This is a genomic window from Mesorhizobium atlanticum (genome assembly GCF_003289965.1).
Taxonomy (GTDB): domain Bacteria; phylum Pseudomonadota; class Alphaproteobacteria; order Rhizobiales; family Rhizobiaceae; genus Mesorhizobium; species Mesorhizobium atlanticum.
The window spans coordinates 477635-495034 of record NZ_QMBQ01000002.1 but is presented as its reverse complement, the minus strand read 5'-3'; the positions used below and the strand labels follow the sequence as shown (position 1 = coordinate 495034).

General features: G+C 65.1%; 15 protein-coding genes. 6 read left to right on the top strand and 9 right to left on the bottom strand.

Annotation, left to right across the window (positions count from 1 at the left end; translation table 11 throughout):
- The first annotated feature begins 71 nt into the window (after positions 1-71).
- From DPM35_RS07410 to DPM35_RS07385, 6 genes are all read left to right on the top strand, one after another.
- A complete protein-coding gene (locus tag DPM35_RS07410; protein WP_181591946.1) occupies positions 72-1580 on the top strand; it encodes an alkaline phosphatase D family protein in 1509 nt (502 codons plus the stop codon).
- A 165-nt stretch (positions 1581-1745) separates the two neighbouring features.
- Entirely contained in the window at positions 1746-3779 is a 2034-nt protein-coding gene (locus DPM35_RS07405; protein WP_112126645.1) for a YgiQ family radical SAM protein, read from the top strand.
- Positions 3780-4010: 231 nt separating this feature from the next.
- Positions 4011-5015 carry a LacI family DNA-binding transcriptional regulator gene (locus DPM35_RS07400; RefSeq protein WP_112126644.1) on the top strand — a complete coding sequence of 335 codons (1005 nt, stop codon included), beginning with the start codon at positions 4011-4013 and terminating at the stop codon, positions 5013-5015.
- 74 nt (positions 5016-5089) lie between these two features.
- Positions 5090-5881 carry a 3-methyl-2-oxobutanoate hydroxymethyltransferase gene (locus DPM35_RS07395; RefSeq protein WP_112126643.1) on the top strand — a complete coding sequence of 264 codons (792 nt, stop codon included), beginning with the start codon at positions 5090-5092 and terminating at the stop codon, positions 5879-5881.
- 7 nt (positions 5882-5888) lie between these two features.
- Positions 5889-6899: a sterol desaturase family protein gene (locus DPM35_RS07390; RefSeq protein WP_112126642.1), complete on the top strand. Its 1011-nt coding sequence runs from the start codon at positions 5889-5891 to the stop codon at positions 6897-6899.
- Positions 6900-6989: 90 nt separating this feature from the next.
- Positions 6990-7316: a MocE family 2Fe-2S type ferredoxin gene (locus DPM35_RS07385; RefSeq protein ID WP_112126641.1), complete on the top strand. Its 327-nt coding sequence runs from the start codon at positions 6990-6992 to the stop codon at positions 7314-7316.
- Positions 7317-7443: 127 nt separating this feature from the next.
- Here DPM35_RS07385 and DPM35_RS07380 read toward each other — a convergent pair whose 3' ends face one another.
- From DPM35_RS07380 to DPM35_RS07340, 9 genes are all read right to left on the bottom strand, one after another.
- Entirely contained in the window at positions 7444-8910 is a 1467-nt protein-coding gene (locus tag DPM35_RS07380) for an RsmB/NOP family class I SAM-dependent RNA methyltransferase (RefSeq protein WP_245431462.1), read from the bottom strand.
- A gap of 11 nt (positions 8911-8921) precedes the next feature.
- Positions 8922-9584 carry a TetR/AcrR family transcriptional regulator gene (locus DPM35_RS07375; RefSeq protein ID WP_112126639.1) on the bottom strand — a complete coding sequence of 221 codons (663 nt, stop codon included), beginning with the start codon at positions 9582-9584 and terminating at the stop codon, positions 8922-8924.
- Between the two features lie 52 nt (positions 9585-9636).
- On the bottom strand, positions 9637-10161 hold the full coding sequence (locus tag DPM35_RS07370) for an aminomethyltransferase family protein (protein WP_112126638.1): 525 nt from the start codon (positions 10159-10161) through the stop codon (positions 9637-9639).
- The gene (locus tag DPM35_RS07365; protein WP_112126637.1) at positions 10154-13033 is read right to left on the bottom strand and encodes a sarcosine oxidase subunit alpha family protein; all 2880 of its coding nucleotides are present in this window, start codon (positions 13031-13033) and stop codon (positions 10154-10156) included. Before DPM35_RS07365 ends, DPM35_RS07370 begins: the two co-directional genes overlap by 8 nt.
- Positions 13030-13296: a sarcosine oxidase subunit delta gene (locus DPM35_RS07360; protein WP_112126636.1), complete on the bottom strand. Its 267-nt coding sequence runs from the start codon at positions 13294-13296 to the stop codon at positions 13030-13032. Before DPM35_RS07360 ends, DPM35_RS07365 begins: the two co-directional genes overlap by 4 nt.
- Before the next feature lie 14 nt (positions 13297-13310).
- Positions 13311-14564: a sarcosine oxidase subunit beta family protein gene (locus DPM35_RS07355; RefSeq protein ID WP_112126635.1), complete on the bottom strand. Its 1254-nt coding sequence runs from the start codon at positions 14562-14564 to the stop codon at positions 13311-13313.
- Between the two features lie 227 nt (positions 14565-14791).
- Positions 14792-15553: an SDR family NAD(P)-dependent oxidoreductase gene (locus tag DPM35_RS07350; RefSeq protein WP_112126634.1), complete on the bottom strand. Its 762-nt coding sequence runs from the start codon at positions 15551-15553 to the stop codon at positions 14792-14794.
- Positions 15554-15619: 66 nt separating this feature from the next.
- Positions 15620-16390 carry an SDR family NAD(P)-dependent oxidoreductase gene (locus DPM35_RS07345; RefSeq protein ID WP_112126633.1) on the bottom strand — a complete coding sequence of 257 codons (771 nt, stop codon included), beginning with the start codon at positions 16388-16390 and terminating at the stop codon, positions 15620-15622.
- A gap of 125 nt (positions 16391-16515) precedes the next feature.
- Complete coding sequence (locus tag DPM35_RS07340) at positions 16516-17349, bottom strand: GNAT family N-acetyltransferase (protein ID WP_112127090.1); 834 nt, start codon at positions 17347-17349, stop codon at positions 16516-16518.
- Positions 17350-17400: the final 51 nt, after the last annotated feature.

Below are 17400 nucleotides of genomic sequence, written 5' to 3'. Positions count from 1 at the left end.
ACAGCGGGGGGCGCGGGTTCCCCCATGCCGCCCTCCTTGTCCCCGTTCACCGAGCAGGAAATCGGCTTTGCATGGTCGAGACAGGGCCTGCACCTGGTCCCGACCAGATGGAACAAGGCGAGAGTTTGGTTGGTCTTTACAAACCGCAAAGTGCATCCCCGTACGTGTTCGATGTGCCGCTCCACGAATGGCCTCCCGCGGAGCAGGTCCTGGTGCTGCTGCTGTACGTACAGGCCGAGGGTATCGGCGGCCTTGCCCGGTTGCCGCGACGGCCCGATTTGTCAGCTCCAACGCCGGATGTCTTCGATACCCTTCCACACGCGCTGAAGGCCGTGACCGAGGCCGTCCGGGCGGCTCGTGATGCGCTGGAGGCTGACACGATTGACGACTTGCGCGGCGGCCTAATCGTAGGCGATCCTAAGAAATTGCGCCGAAGCTACGACCGCCAGACGGGTGGCCGGCCAACGCATATTCGTTTCGCCCTCGCCAGTTGCCAATATCCCAGTGACTTCCTGGACCATATGCCCGACAGCGAGCATGCCACACGAGGGCCTGCCGATGCCTCCCTGCTCGCGCTTGCCGATCTGCTAGGCGAAAGCGGTGCGCCAACCTTGCTGCTTCTGGCCGGTGATCAGGTGTACATCGATGCAACCGCCGGCCTCTTCGACCCCAAGGTAACCGATGATCGCTTCCGAATGGCATATGAACGTCGCGGTCAGAGTCGCGGTGTCATGGCGGTGATGCAGCGCTTGGATCTGGCGGTCGAAACCATGTTGGACGATCACGAAATCCGGGACAACTGGGCCAACGATCCCGATCCCAAAATGCGCAGCGAAGACACCGATATCGTGTCAGGCAAACAGGCGTACCTTAAATATCAACGTGGCAAAACCGGGCGCCTACCGGCTCATCTTTGGCGCAATTTCACCCACGATGGCATCCCTTTTTTCCTCAGTGACACACGTACGGAGCGGGAGGGGCGCACGGCTTCGAATTGGAACAAGGCGAGGATCATGGGCCCCAAACAGTTCGACAAGCTCTGCAAATGGCTGACCAGACCCGAATATGCCGAGCTGCCCAAGTTTGTTCTTACACCTTCAGCCATCCTGCCACGTCGGCGAGAAGTGGCCGAAGACCCCAGCTGCGCCTTACATTCCGACGCATGGGATGGATACCCACGCTCCGTGCACGCATTGCTCAAGTTTGTTTGCGACGAGGAAATCACGCGAATTGTCTTCCTGTCCGGTGATGAGCACCTCAGCAGCCTTGTTACCGCCCGCGTGACAAACTGCATTACCGGCAAGCAGTGCATCCTGCATTCGGTCCATAGTTCCGGTCTGTACGCGCCTTATCCGTTCGCGAATGGCGTTGCCGACAATTTCCAGGCTGATGAGACCTTCTTCTTTCCCGATTTGGCGAGCGGGCCGTATCGCTGCGAAGTCCAGACAAGTTTTGCACCGGGCGATGGCTTTGCGCTGCTAACGGCTGCCCATCACCCATCGGGTTGGCGCCTGAATGTCGATTTCCACAACGCCTGCGGCCTCAAAGTCGACGGGTCCTTCATACGGGAGTTGGGTTGATAACTGCATCATGATGCCGGGTTGAGACACACCCTCGAACTCCTTTGTCATGCCGGGACGCCGGCAGCGTTGATGGCGAATGAGTCCTGCTTCGGGCGGCCATGCTTTCGGAACCCAAGATCGAGCTTAATTGAATTCGCTCGGGCGGCGGCCTATACGTCGCCGATGGAAACCATAGCCAGCGCCCAGAAAGAAATCATTCCGCTGTCCGTCCGCGGGTCTCCCGCGGGGCGGGCAGCGCCATTCCTGCCGATGAGCCGCGCCGAGATGGCGGCGCTCGGCTGGGATGAATGCGACATCGTGCTCGTCACAGGCGACGCCTATGTCGATCATCCGAGCTTCGGCATGGCGATCATCGGCCGCCTGCTCGAATCACAGGGTTTTCGGGTCGGCATCATCTCGCAGCCCGACTGGCAGTCGGCGGAGCCGTTCAAGGCGCTGGGCAGGCCGAAACTGTTCTTCGGCGTCACCGGCGGCAACCTCGATTCCATGGTCAACCGCTATACGTCGGACCGCAAGCTGCGCCATGACGACGCCTATACGGCGGGCGGCGAGGGCGGCAAGCGGCCGGACCGCTGCACGATCGTCTATACGCAGCGCTGCCGCGAGGCCTACAAGGACGTGCCGGTGGTGCTGGGCGGCATCGAAGCCTCGCTGCGCCGCATCGCCCACTATGACTATTGGTCCGACAAGGTGCGCCGCTCGATCCTGGCCGACGCCAAGGCCGATCTTTTGATCTACGGCAATGCCGAGCGCGCCGTCGTCGAGGTGGCGAACCGGCTCGCCGCCGGCGACACGCCGCGCCAGCTCGACACCATAAGGGGCGTCGCCCTGTTCCGCCGCGTGCCCGAGCATTTCACCGAACTGCACGCCGACGATCTCGATTCCGCCGACGAGGGCGCGAGCCGCAAGCCGGGCGACATCGTAATCCGGCTGCCGTCGTTCGAGCAGGTCGAGGGCGACCGCGACGCCTACGCTCGCGCCTCGCGCGTGCTGCACCGCGAGGCCAACCCCGGCAACGCACGCCCGCTCGTCCAGCGCCATGGCGATCGCGACCTGTGGCTCAATCCGCCGCCCATCCCGCTGACCTCCGAGGAGATGGATGCCGTCTACGACCTGCCCTACGCGCGCGCGCCGCACCCGTCCTATGGCGACGCCAAGATTCCCGCCTGGGACATGATCAAGTTCTCGGTGACGGTGATGCGCGGCTGCTTCGGCGGCTGCACCTTCTGCTCGATCACCGAGCATGAAGGCCGCATCATCCAGAACCGCTCCGAAGGCTCGATCCTGCGCGAGATCGAGAAGATCCGCGACAAGACCCCGGGCTTCACCGGCGTCATCTCCGATATCGGCGGGCCGACCGCCAACATGTACCGGATGGCCTGCAAGGACCCCAAGATCGAAGCGGCCTGCCGCCTGCCGTCCTGCGTGTTTCCCGACATCTGCCCCAACCTCAACACCTCGCATGACGACCTGATCCGGCTCTACCGCAAGGTCCGCGAGGTCAAGGGCGTCAAGAAGGTGATGGTCGCCTCCGGCGTGCGTTACGACCTCGCCGTCAAGAGCCCCGAATATGTCAAGGAACTGGTGACCCACCACGTCGGTGGCTATCTCAAGATCGCGCCAGAGCACACCGAGCGCGGGCCGCTCGACAAGATGATGAAGCCCGGCATCGGCACCTATGACCGCTTCAAGGAGATGTTCGACGCAGCCGCCAAGGAAGCCGGCAAGAAATACTATCTCATTCCGTATTTCATCGCTGCCCATCCCGGCACGACCGATGAGGACATGCTGCATTTGGCCCTCTGGCTGAAGAAGAACCGCTACCGTGCCGACCAGGTGCAGACCTTTCTGCCCTCGCCCATGGCCACGGCGACGGCCATGTACCATACCGGCGTCAACACGCTGAAGGGTGTGCGGCGCGGCGCGACCGACAAGGTCGAGACCGTTCGCGGCGGGCGGCAGCGCCGTCTGCACAAGGCATTCCTGCGCTACCATGACCCCGACAATTGGCCGCTGCTGCGCGACGCGTTGAAGGAGATGGGCCGCGCCGACCTTATCGGTCCCCGCCCCGACCAGCTCGTGCCCGCCCACCAGCCGCCCGGCACCGGCAAGGCCGCCGGCACCAAGCGCCCCGTACGACCCATCGGCAGGGGGCAGCGATTCACCACCAAGGGCGTGCCCTTCCCAAAGAAGTAAGCAGATAGCACCGTCAGCATAGCTGATCTGCCGGGTGGCGATCCGAGCCACAGGCAGACCCGATTTCGCCGGCAACTTGGCGAGGCGGCCGTTACCGCTCTCGAAAGCCGACATTTTGGCCGACTATGCCGGGGGTCGCACATGCGCATTCGATGCCGAAGGAAGGCACATGTCTTGGAAAAAGCATGTGCAGCCGGCTAGGCTCCGGCGTACAGACAGCGGAGGACCAAGATTCCTAAGCCCACCTTCCTAGAGATTGCGCGCCGCGCCGGTGTCGGCACGGCCACGGTCGAGCGCGTGCTGAACGGCAGGGGTGGGGTTCGGCCGCAGACCGTCGAGAAGGTGGTGGCGGCGGCGCGTTCGCTCGATTATCCGCGCCGGCTGCCGGAGGCGCATCGCGGCGTCATTCGCATCGAGGTGATCCTGGTCAGGCCGGACGCGACCTTCTTCGCCCGTCTTTCCAGTGCCTTCGAGCGCATCGCCGCGACGCTCGACCGCTCGATCGCCGTGCACCGTACCTTTCTCGACGAGGCGAAGCCGGCGGCGATCGCCAAACGCATCCTGGAACCCGATCTGCGCCGCGCGGCGCTCATTCTCGCCGTGCCCGACCATCCGCTGGTCAGCGACGCCTTGCGGAAACTCGAAGCGGAGAACATCCCGACGGTGCAGATCGTCACCCAAATTTCCCGGACCAAAAGCACCTATGTCGGCATCGACAATTATGCCGCTGGCCGCATGGCCGGGCTGCTCATGGCCAAGATGCAGCGCCGGCCGGGCAAGGTGATCGCGATCTGCCATAGTCAGATCTACCGCGTGCATCGCGACCGCGTGCGCGGCTTCTTCGATTACCTGATCGAGGAGGGCCCGGACTTCGAGCCGGTCGCGGCCCTTTTCGGCTTTGACGATGGCGATCGTAATGCCGAGCAGTTGCACGAGGCGTTGAAGCGGTGGCCCGACCTTGCCGGCCTCTACAATGCTGGCGGCGCCAACACCGCACTGAACAAGGTGCTGCGCAAGCACGGCAGAGGCCGCGATATCTTCTTCGTCGGCCATGAACTCACCGAGCGCAGCACCAAGGCCTTGCGCGAGGGCACGATGGATGTCGTGCTCGACCAGGCGCCAGAAGCGCAGGCGCGCCGCGCCATTGACCTGGTGCTCGCCGAGCTCAACCTGCATGACTTGCCGGTCGGAAACCCGCCGATCCGCTTCATCACCTTCACGGCCGAAAACGTTTGATCTGATTTGATCAAGGAACAAGCGGCGCCAGCGAGCACGCGGTGCTATCCCCTTGCGAAACGGGAGGATGACCAGTGGCAAGGCGGCTGACGACATACGACCTGCGGAGCGCCAAAGGCAGCCGTAAATGGCTGCAGCTCCATGTCGACACGCCGGCCGAGGCCGCTGCCGCAGCCGCCTGCGATATCGTCATCCTCTCCTGCGAGCCCGATCACAATCTGGAAGCCATCCGACGGGCGGCACCTTACGCGTTCCTCTCCGTCGGCATGCCGCATGGCGCGGCGGCCTCGCCTGAGGAGGCGGTGCGGCTGGGCTTCGCTATGATGAAGCGCGGCGCCGATGCGGTCTATTCCTCACACTCGCCGCGCTTCATTGAGGCCATGGCGGCGGAAGGCATTCCCGTCACCGGCCACGTCGGCCTGGTGCCTAACCGCGCCACCTGGACGAATTTCCGCGCCATCGGCCGCACCGCCGAGGAAGCGCTCAACGTACTGCGCGCGGCGAAGGACCTCGAGAATGCGGGCGCCGCCTGCATCGAGGTCGAGGTCGTGCCGGTGCGACTCGCCGAGCACATCACCCGCTCCACTCCGCTGATCACCATGGGCATGGGCTGCGGCAACGCCTGCGACACGCAATACCTGTTCTCCTGCGATGTGCTGGGGACGCATGCCGGCCACTATCCGCGCCATGCCAAGCGCTATGCCGACTTTGTCACGTTGGAAGCCGAGCTGCAGGAAAAGCGCATCAGCGCCTTCCGCGCCTTCGGCCGCGACGTCGCCGAAGGCAGCTATCCCGAAGCGAAGCACCAGGTGGACATGGACGATGCCGCCTACGACCGCTTCCTCACCCTCTCTCAGTCTCTGTGAGGCCACCATGGACGACCTGCAATACGGCACGCGCAACAAAAGGGGTGATTGGGCTCCGAACGAACCGGCCGGCACCGCGCCGCTCTTCGTCTTCCCGCCGCGCCCGCTGGCGGTGCTGAAATGGCTGCCGAGCTATTTCCTGCCCTACAATCTGCTCTTCGCGCTTACGGCCGTCGTCTGGTGGCGCTACGTGCTGCCCGACGTCGAGGTGATGAAGACGCTCTCCGCCGGCTGGGTCCTGCGCCTGTTCATCGTCAACTGCGTGGCGCTGCTGGTCTTCTTCGGCGCCTTCGAGCTTCGACTCTACATTTTGAGAGCCCAGGGCAGCCGTTTCAAATACAACGGCAAATGGCCCTCGGAGCAGAAGAACAAGGCCTTCTTCTTCGAGAACCAGAATATCGACAACATGCTCCGCACCTTCGGCACCGGCATGCCGATCTGGACGGCGATCGAGGTGGCGATCCTCTACGCTTACGCCAATGGCTATGTGCCGTGGCTGACCTTCGCGGAGCATCCGGTCTACCTGCTCTGCCTGGCGCTGGTGGTGCCGATCATCCACGAGACGCATTTCTTCCTGCTGCACCGGGCGATCCATTGGGGTCCCCTCTACAAATGGGTGCATTCGGTGCACCACAATTCGGTCAACCCGTCCCCCTGGTCGTCGCTGTCGATGCACCCGGTGGAGCAGCTCGGCTATCTCGGCGTCGCTTTCTGGCACCTGATCATCCCGTCGAACCCGCTCTTGGCGCTCTACCAGCTCCACTATGCCGGCTTCGGCGCCATTCCCGGCCACGTCGGCTTCGACAAGATCGAGCTTACCGAAGGCGCCGGCGTCGATAGCCACGCCTATATCCATTACCTCCACCACAGATATTTCGAGGTGAACTACGGCGACGGCTTGATTCCGTTCGACCGCTGGTTCGGCACCTTCCACGACGGCAGCAAGGAAGGCGAGGCCCGCATGCAGGCCCGCTACGAAAAGAAGAAGGCACGCGCCAACGCGGCGGCCATCAAATGACATCTGCACGCACAGCCGCGTGCGGGGCCTCCGGGCGGCTATGAAGGCTATGCGGAGCTGCGCCGCGATCGAATTTTACGGATGGGAAAAATGACCAATTGGATCAGGGCTTGCGGCCTCGATGACATCGAACAGGAGGGTGCCCGACGTTTCGACCACGAGGGCCGGACCTACGCCGTCTTCCGCTCGCCCGACGACGAGGTGTTCTGCACCGACGGCTTGTGCACGCATGAGGCCGTGCATATCGCCGATGGGCTAGTCATGGACTACGAGGTCGAATGCCCGAAACATGCTGGCGCCTTCGACTACCGCACCGGCGCGGCCACGCGCCCACCGCCCTGCATAAATCTGCGAACCTACCCTGCGAGGGTGGAAGGCGGCTCCGTCCTGGTTGCGATGCCGGTGACAGCTGTCTGAAGACTTCGCGGGCCGATCGCCCTGGCATGACTGCTTGGGGTCAGTTCATTGGTAGGCAAGCGGCGTGCCTCACCGTCTCTGGCTATTTATACCTCAAGCTTCCGACCTGTTATCGGCCCCATTCGGGTCATTCAGGAAATGGACCGCGGATGGCTATGGGCGGCCCGCCTGCGAGCGCGCCTTCTCGCTGCATGACGGCAGCAAAGAAGCCGTCAGTGTCGTTGCGCGCGGGCGTCAGCGACAGATAGTCCGGATGAGATGAGTTCGTCAGCCGCGGCGCGGCCTCGCGAAGCGGCACGGCACGAAAGGCGGGATGCGCCGCTAGGAATGCGGCCACCTGGTTCTCATTCTCCTCGGACAGCATGGAGCATGTCGCGTAGACCAGCCGGCCCCCGGGCTTCACCAGGCGCGCCGCGCTCGCAAGAATCCGGGCCTGCAACGACACGAGCTTGTCCAGATCCTGTTCCTCCTGCGCGCGCCAGCGTGCATCGGGATTGCGTCGCCATGTGCCGGTGCCGCTGCATGGCGCGTCCACCAGCACGCGATCGAAACCGCCCTTATGACGCTTGATCCACCGATCCGTTTCGCCGGCCAGGAGCCTGGTCTCGATATTGTGCAATCCTGCCTGCCGGAAGCGCTCGGCGCCGCGCTTCAAGCGGCCTTCCATGACGTCGCAGGCGACAACATGGCCCTTGTTGTTCATCTGCGCGGCGATGGCCAGCGTCTTGCCGCCGGCCCCGGCGCAGAAATCGACCACGCGCTCGCCCGGCCGGGCATCGACCAGCATCGCGACAAGCTGCGAGCCTTCGTCCTGGATCTCGACCTCACCGTTTTTCAGCATCGGCAGGCTCGCCAGCGACGGGCGCTCATGCACACGAATGCCGTAAGGAGCCATGGCAGACACCTCCGCCCGCAAGCCGAGATCTTTCAGCGCGCGAAGCATGGCTTCGCGCGTCGCCTTGATCGGATTGACGCGCAGGTCAAGCGGTGCTGGCGTCAGAAGCGCGGCCATCTCCTGCCCGAACGCTTCCCTGAAACGGCGCCGCAGGGGATCGGCCGCCCAGGACGGGCATTCAAGGCGCACCTCTTCCGGCATGCCGGGATGGTCGATCGTGCCTCCCTGCAATTTGAGCAGCAGGGCGTGCTCGTGGTCGGTCAGCATGGCAGGCGCGAATTTCGCGCCATTGAACAGGCGTTTGACCTGATCGAGCGTCCTGCCTTCCTTCAGAGTCAGCCACGCAAGCAGCCGGTTGCGGGGCTCATCCTCGCGCCCATGCCTGCCCAGCCACCAGCCAAGCCGTGCATGGTGTCGCAGAAGCGCATAGAGCAATTCTAAAATCCGACCACGGTCGATGTCGTGGATATAGCGCCGGGCTCGAAACCAGGCCGAGACCACAGCATCCGCGGGACGCGCGACGCTATCGACTTCATGCATAAGTTCGATTGTGGCTTGCAGGCGGGCGGCAGGGGTCACGGATAGACGATCAGGCTGAAAAAACGCCTGTATAGGCGAGAGAGCCGCTCCTGGCCATCGCGCGCGTCGGCCTGCCACCAGCGGCACTACGCCGCCCGTGGCGAGATAGCGGGTGAACACGCTGAGACTGGTCAGCCGGGGCTTTTCGCCAGCATCTTTTCGGTAAATGCCTCGACCTCCCCTGCGCGAGGCTCCCTGCCGGTGTGCGTGAGCAGGTAGGCCGGCGTCAGGAACAGACGGTTGCTGACCGGCTCGACGATCTCGAGCGAGTAATATCCGATCTGCGTGAAGTAGAGCACGCGCGCCCGCACGAACGCTTCGGTGTCCGCATAGCCGTGCCGCGAGAACATGGCGCGGATGGCATCGACGCGCGCGTCGTCCTCCTCGTTGACGACCCGATGCACTTTTGCGGACTGGCGCGACCAGGCGCGCACCGCGAAATCCAGCCGCGGATTGAACAGCTTCTCGTCCAGCCAGCACTCGAAGATATTGAGCACCGCCTGCGTGATCGACGCAGCCGGCCGGCCGGCCTGCTCGACGATGAAACGGGTGTTGTTGTTGCGCCAGTAGTCCAGCAGCTGGTCGAGCAGGTCCTGGCGGCTCTTGAAATACCAGTAGAAGCTGGACCGGGAGACATTGAGCTTCTGCCCGAGCGCCAGCACGCGCACCGCCTCCACGCCCTCGGAGATCAACGTCTCCAGCGCGAGGTTCATCCAGTCCTCGCGCGTCACCTTGGTGTTGCCGATCAGGCCGGACCGCCGCACGACTTCATCAGCATTGGAATCGGAAAGCATAGCGGGCCGGCCGAGTTTGAACGCCGGCTAGATAGACCTGAAACCGCCCCCGCTACAATAGTTGCACCTGTTCGAGCCACTCCCAAACATAGGGGGCAAGGCTCCGCTCGACGTGGAAACGCGCCCGCTCGGGGTTGCCGAACCGGTAGAAGAGGACGCTGACGCCGGCGAAAAGGATTGACGCCGAAGGGCTTGCCGCTCCCGGATCGAGCGTCGTGCCCCTGGCGATCAGGCGATCCAGCTCCGGCCCCTCGATCTCGAACACATGCAGTCCCGCATCCATGACCGTGACCGCGAAGCCGGCCGCTTGCCAGCCGGCCGCAATGGGGAACGGCTGCGCCGCGACCGTAAGAAGGCGGTCGCGCGCGATCCGCACCATGTATTTGTCGCCGCTGGCAATTGCGCCGGCGCCGACGCCTTCGCCGGCAAGCCCCGAAGCCTTCGACCAGGCCGCGAGGTCGCCGCTGACCAGAAGCTGGTTCAGCCCGCCAACCGTCCGCACGCTGACGCTGCCTTTGCTGAGCGTGGAGCTGGCCCAGTCGGGCGCCGCCGGCCATTTTTCGGCAAGGTTACGCATGGAGCCGCCTCCCCTCCGGATCGAAGGCGCAAGGCGCGACGATCGTCGCCTGCCGCACGACACCCAGATGTTGAACGTCGATGGTTTCGCCGTGCCGCGCCGCGCCCCGTTCGATGAGCGCCAGGGCAACCGGGCGTCCCAGCGTCGGGCTCTGATAGTTGGAGGTGACGAAGCCGATGCTTTTGAGGCCGCTCCCGCCTTTCTCGACACCATGCGCGCCGGTGGCCAGCGGCGCCTCGCCTTCGCGAACGGCCAGGCCGACAAGCTGGTTGCGGTTCGTGCTGTTCGCCGCTTCGGTGAAAAGCGAGCGCCGGCCGACGAACTCATTGACCCTTTTGGTCCGCGGTCCGGCGACGCCGAGATCATGTGGCATGGTGGTGCCGTCGGTGTCCTTGCCGATGACGATGTAGCCTTTCTCGGCGCGCAGGATCATCAGCGATTCGAGCCCGAGCAGCACGGCGTCGAAGGCGCGGCCCTCCTGCCGCATCCTCGTCCACAGCGCCTCGGCCCGGTCGGCGCGTATGGAGATCTCGTAGCTTCGATCGCCCGTGAAGGAGACCCTGGCGATACGCACCTCATCACCGGCAAAGCGGCCGGCGGCGACGGCCATATGCGGCAGGCTGGCATCGTCAAGTGCTGCGCCCAGATCGAGCGCCTCCACCACCTGGCGCGCATTCGGACCCGAAACGGTCAAGGTGGCGTATTGCGCCGTGGCATTGTGGATATAGACCGAGTCGCGGCCGAAGCGGTCCTGCCGCCATTCCTCGAGGCGCGCATGGACCGCGGCGACATGCGAGGACGAGCAGGAGACGATGAAGCGATGCTCGTCCACGCGGACCAGGACGCCGTCATCGAAGACGACGCCGTTCTCCGACAGCATGAAGCCGTAGCGGCAATGGCCCGGCTTCAGGGTCGACATGGTGTTGTAATAGATGAAGTCGACGAACTCGGCCGCGCGCGGGCCGATCACCTCGATCTTGCCCAGCGTCGAGCCATCGAAGAGCGCCACGGATTGCCGGGCCCGCCGCGCCTCCTCCTGGATCGAGGCGCCGGCTTCGCCGCCGCCATAATAGGCCGGTCTCAGCCAACCGCCATATTCCTGGAACACTCCGCCAGCGGCGCGATGATTTGCCTCCAGCGGCAGGCGGCGGACCGGAGCGTGCATGCTGCCGCGGCGTGATCCGGCCAGGCTGGCGAACGGAACAGGCGTGAAGGGCGGCCGGTAGGTCGTGGTGCCGACTTCCGGAATGCCGCGCCCGGTGATGTCCGCCAGCAGCGCCAGGCCATTGAGGTTCGAGGTCTTGCCCTGGTCGGTCGCCATGCCAAGCGTGGTGTAGCGCTTCAGGTGCTCGACCGAGACGAAATTCTCCCGCACCGCGAGCTCGACATCCTTGGCGGTGACGTCGCTCTGATAGTCGATCCAGACGCGCCCCTTGGCCTTGGGTTTCGGCCACAGGCTGACGACGCCAAGCATTGCTTCCGAACCCGTGCCGCGAGGCGCCGGCGACGATGAGGCGAAGTCGCCGGCGGCCGCGACGCCGCTAGCCAGGGCCTCCGAAAGCGAGACCGTGCCGGCGACGGCGCCGGCGACGCCGATCCCTTCGATGGCTTCGCCGGGAATGAAGGCCGCAAGCTGATCACTCCAGGCGAGCTTGCCTTTCGCCTGCGAGAACAGATGCACGGTGGGTGTCCAGCCGCCGGAGACGAGAACGCAATCGACCGCAACGGTCGTGCCGTCGTCCAGCAGGACGCCCTGGACGGCATTGCGCCCGCGCGCCGCCGTGATCGTGCGCCCAGCCAGGACGCGAATGCCAGACTTCGCCTGCGCACCGCCTTCGCGCCGGCAATCGACCACCATCACCGAGGCGCCAGCCGCGGCCAACGCCAGGGCCGGCTCATAGGCGCTGTCATTGTTGGTCGCGACCACGATGTCCCGACCGACAAGCACACCATGCCGGCGCAGGTAGCTGAGCGCCGCATCGGCGGAAAGGATTCCGGGCAGGTCGTTGTTGGCGAACGGCACAGGCCGTTCGATCGCGCCCGTCGCCAGCACGATGCGGCGGGGCCGCACGCGCCATAGCGTGTCCGGCCTGCCGTCGGCGTGGCGCTGGTTGAGCGCGACCAGATTGTGGTCGTAAAGGCCGAAGGCGGTCGTGTCGCTCAGCACCAGCTGTCCGCCGCTGTTCAGCCTGGCAACAGCCGCCTCGACCCACGCCCTGCCCTCGACGCCGTCGATTTCGCCGCCGCGATGACGCAGCGAGCCGCCGGGCTGCGTCCGGTCGTCGACCAGGACGACCGAGTGTCCGGCCGCCGCCGCGCTGGCTGCGGCGGCAAGTCCGGCGGGCCCGGCGCCGACCACCAGGACGTCGCAATGGTGGTTGACTTGGTCCGAGACCTGGCGCGGCTTCCAGTCCGGGTCGACGACGCCAAGTCCGGCCATGGCGCGGATGCGCGGTTCGAACAGGTGCCAGTCCGGCCACATGAAGGTCTTGTAGTAGAAGGCGGCCGGCAGGAAGCGGGCGAAGCGGTCGAGCACGGCGTTGCGGTCGGTCTCGGCCGTCGGCGAAGCATTGACGCTCCTGACCCTGATGCCTTCCGCGGCTTGCACGGTCGTGGCGCGCGCGTTCGGCACCCGGCCGACCGCGCTCTCGACATCGACCAGCGCGTTGGGTTCCTCGACGCCGGAGCCCCAAATGCCGCGCGGTCGATGGTATTTGAAGCTGCGGCCAACCACCGCCTGGCCGCTCGCGAGCAAGGCCGAGGCGATCGTGTCGCCGGCAAAACCCTCGACGCGCCTGTCGTCGAAGGTGAAGCTCAGCGGGCAGCCGCGGTCGATGTCGCTGCCGCCGGTGGCGAGACGGGAAGCGCTCATGCGCCGTGCTCCACATCGCCGAGCACGGAAGAGCCCGACACCTTGTGATTGACGCTGTCGCGGCTCATGGCGAAGAACTCGCCGCAGGTCATATGCACCCAGATCTCCCGGGTCGGTCCCTTCGGATTGTCGCGCATATGGAGATAACCGGCCCAGCGCTCGGCGGTCACCTCGCCGTCGGGACGGAGATTGCCGGCCTCGCCGCCATAATGGAATTCGCTTTCTTCACGCGGCCCGCAGAAGGGGCAGGGAAAGAGCTGCATCTTGTTCTACACCTTCAATGCGCAATGCCGGAGCCGGCCGCCTCGTCGATCAGGCGGCCGCGCGCGAAGCGGTCGAGATCGAAGGGCCGGCTGATGTCGTGATGCCTGCCGGTGGCGAGCAGATGGGCAAGCAGCGTGCCGCCTGCGGGGATCGCCTTGAAGCCGCCCGTGCCCCACCCGCAATTGAGGAAGAGGCCAGGCAGTGGTGATTCACCAATGATCGGCGAGGAATCCGGGACGACATCGACGATGCCGGCCCATTGCCGCATCATCTTCAGCTGGCCGAAGATCGGGAACATTTCGAGCATGCCGGCGATCACGCCTTCCAGCACCGGCAGGTTGCCGCGCTGGCCATAGGACGGGATGCGGTCGAGCGCGCCGCCGATGACCAGTTCACCCTTGTCCGACTGGCTGACATAGACGCCCGTGTCCGGCGAGATCACCACCGTGTCGATGATCGGCTTGACCGGTTCGGACACGCAGGCCTGCAGCGCGTAGGAATTGACCGGCAGCCGGAACCCCGCCTTGGCCGCCAGCACAGACGAATGGCCGGCGACCGCCATGCCCGTACGCTCGGCGCGGATCGCGCCGCGCGTGGTGACGACGCCGCGGCAGCGACCGCCTTCGATGATGAAGTCGGTTATCTCGCAATTCTGGATGATATCGACGCCGAGGCGGCTTGCAGCGCGCGCATAGCCCCAGGCGACGGCGTCATGACGGGCGGTGCCGCCGCTCGGCTGCCAGGTGCCGCCATAGACCGGGTAGCGGGCGTCCGGGCTGAAATTGTAGATCGGCACGACACGGCGCACGTCCTCGACCGAGAACAACTCGCAGTCGATGCCGTTGACCTGGATGGCGTTGACGCTTCGCGCAGCGGTTTCCATTGCCGCTTCGCTGTGCACGAGCGTTAGAATGCCGCGCGCGGAAAACATCACATTGTAGTTCAGGTCCTTCGAGAGCGTCTTGTAGAGACTGTGCGCCAGACCGTAGATCGCCGCGCTTTCAGGATAGAAGTAGTTGGAGCGCACCACGGTGGTGTTGCGGCCGGTGTTGCCTCCGCCGATCCAGCCCTTTTCCAGCAGGGCCACGTTGGTGACCCCATGATTCTTTGCGAGATAGTAGGCCGTCGCCAGGCCGTGCCCCCCGCCCCCGATGATGATGGCGTCATAGCGCCGCTTCGGATCGGGTGAGCGCCAGGCCTTTTCCCAACCGGTCTGACCGGCGATGCCCTCCTTGAAGAGCGAAAGCGCCGAATAGTGTCTCGTCATGCGCTCAAGCCGCCGTCACAGGTCGGACATGTCGCTTCATCGTAAAGGCTTGACCGCCCTGTCTGCAGCCCGAGCTTGTGCATCAATCGCTCCCTGGACACTCGCCTTGCCATTGATCGCCGAACAGCGAACGGGCAGCGCGAAGCTCATGTCTAGCGCGAATGTACACTTGTGTCCATTCAAAGCGGCAACGATCGGCCAAGCGACGCCCACGCTCGGCCGCACTATTATCCCTTGCGTTCCTGCAGGATGTTGCCGCCATCCACCACGAGGACGGCGCCGTTGACATAGCTGGCTCCGTCGGACGCCAGAAACAAAACGGCGGCCGCGACTTCCCCGGGGCTGCCCGCGCGCCCGAGCGGCGTGTTGCGGGCAGCGGCGAGTTCCTCCGGCGTCGATGCGCCGGTCGCGATCCAGCCCGGAGCCACGGCGTTGACGGTGACGCCGCTGCGGCCAACCTCCAGGGCGAGCGCGTGCGTCAGCCCGATCATGCCGGCCTTGGCCGCGGAATAGGCGGCCTCGCCCTCATTGGATACGTAGGGGCCCGTCACCGAAGCCATGTTGACGACGCGCCCATGTCCGCGTTGCACCATGCCGGCCAGGAATCCGCGTGTGCTCAGGAACGCGGTTTTCAGGCTGACGTCGATGCCGCGGTCCCAGTCGCTTTCGCTGAGGTCGAGAAACCGGCGCTGCAGCGCCGGCTGGCCGACAGTCCCCATCCCGGCGTTGTTGACGAGGACGTCGATTTCGCCGGCCTGCGAGCACAAGCGCTCGACATCGCCCGAAAGCGTCAGGTCGGCCACGACGGCGCGGACATCAAGCCCCTCCGCCCGCAATTCCTCGGCCCGCTGCTCGACGCGCGCGGACGAAGCGGTGATGACGACTGAAAGGCCGGCCTCGCCCAGCGCCCGCGCGGTCGCGATACCGATGCCGTCGGCGGCGCCCGCGCCGGTCACCAGCGCCTTGCGAGACTTGCGGAACACGATCATTTCCTCTCCACGATTGGCATGCCGACGCGGGCAATCATGCCCGCGATGAAACCGCCCAGGCTTTTTTCAATAGCCGGCGCTGACGCCGAAATCGATCGAAAGCGCGGCCCCGGTGATCGGCGCCGCGTCCGGCTGGCAGAGATAGTGGATGAAGGATGCGATCTCTTCCACCTGAATGAACCTTGCTTTGTCCCCCTGCGGATAGTGCCCGAGAAGCCGGCGCTTGTAGCCGTCGGGATCGTCCCCACCATAGGTCCTGGCCTGATATTCGATCATCGGCGTTGCCGTATCGCCGGGGCAAACGGCATTGACCCTGATGCCTTGCGGGGCGAGTTCCAGTGCGAGAGCCTTGGTCAGCAGAACCAACCCGCCCTTCGAGGCGCAATAGACGGCCGCCCCATTGTTGCCGACGAGGCCGGCGTCGGACGCGATGTTGACGATCACGCCTTGCGCTGCAGCCAGATGCGGGACAGCCGCCGAGATCAGGAAGAACGCGCCCTTGAGATTGACGTCCAGCACAAGGTCCCACTGATCTTCCTCGACCCCGCTCGCCGGCCCCTCGAGCCAGACGCCGGCGGCGTTGACGAGGATGTCTATGGCGCCGCCCCAATCCCTGGCCTTGGCCACCACGTCGCGGCAGGCAGCGACGGAGCGGATGTCGAGCGGCAAGCCGACTGCATCCGTTCCGCTCGCGACAATCTTGGCCACGGCTGCGTCGAGCTTGGGGCCGGGAAGATCGGCGAGCGCGATCCGCTCGCCGTCGGCCGCGAGGCGCAGTCCGGTCGCAAGACCCATGCCCCCGGCGCCACCGGCGATCAGAACCGTCCTGCCAGCCATTCGATAACCTCCACGCCACGTAGCGCCCGGCAAAGGCAAACCATGTCCCTAAATCACGTCATGGGGCTCTGTCGCATGGACCAGCCAGGCAAAACAATGACTGCAGCAGCTTCGCCGGCCCCCGATCATCCCAACTCGAGCGTCGTGATGCCGAAAACCGTCGACGGGACGTTGCCGGGTTTGCCGCCCTTGTACATGCGTGTCGTCGCAAAGCCGGGGACCATGCCGGCGGCCTGAAGCATGGCGGTGAACTGAACCTGGCTGGCCGGGACGTCGATATGCAATGCCTCGTTGCCGATCCGACCCGCGAGGTCCGCCAGCAACGCCAGGGCAAGGTCCGTCCTGTCGGCGAATAGCGGCCCGACCTTGAAGCCTTCCCGGCATCGGCGGGCCGCGCCGTAGCCGGCAATGCCGCCCGATCCGCCAGAAAGCAGCGCAATCCGGGGCTGCCGCAGCCACTCCCGGAGGAAGGCTTCCCGCGGCGCCGGGAAACACCGGTGGTCACAGGCGAGTATCCCGGCCATGTCGTCGGCCGTCACTGGCCGTATGTCGCCACCCTCCGGCAATCCGGCGGGCCGGCCGCTGTAGCGGACGGTCTCATAAACCGGCACGAAGCCCATGCGCTGGTAATTGGCCCGTTGCTCGGCCACCCCGTCGAGACCGGTGATGCGGTTGCCGAGGCGTGCCATGCCGGCATCCCAGACCGCCTTGCCGTGGCCCTCGCCACGCCGGTCAGGCCGGCAGATATAGAGGCCGATGAAACCGAAGCCCGGGCCGTATGCGACGGCCGAAATGCCGGCCACCATCTCTCCGTCAACGAAAGCGCCGATGAATCCGTCGGGATCGGCCGTCCGGAACGCCGCGGCATCGCCAATGCCTGGATTCCATCCCTCCCTGGCCGCCCAGTCGACGAGCGCTTCCACTTCGCTGGCGGTCAGTGTCCGGATTGTTCTCGGCATCATTTCACCCGGGCGGCCTTGGCAAACGACGTCAAGGCATCAGGATAGGTA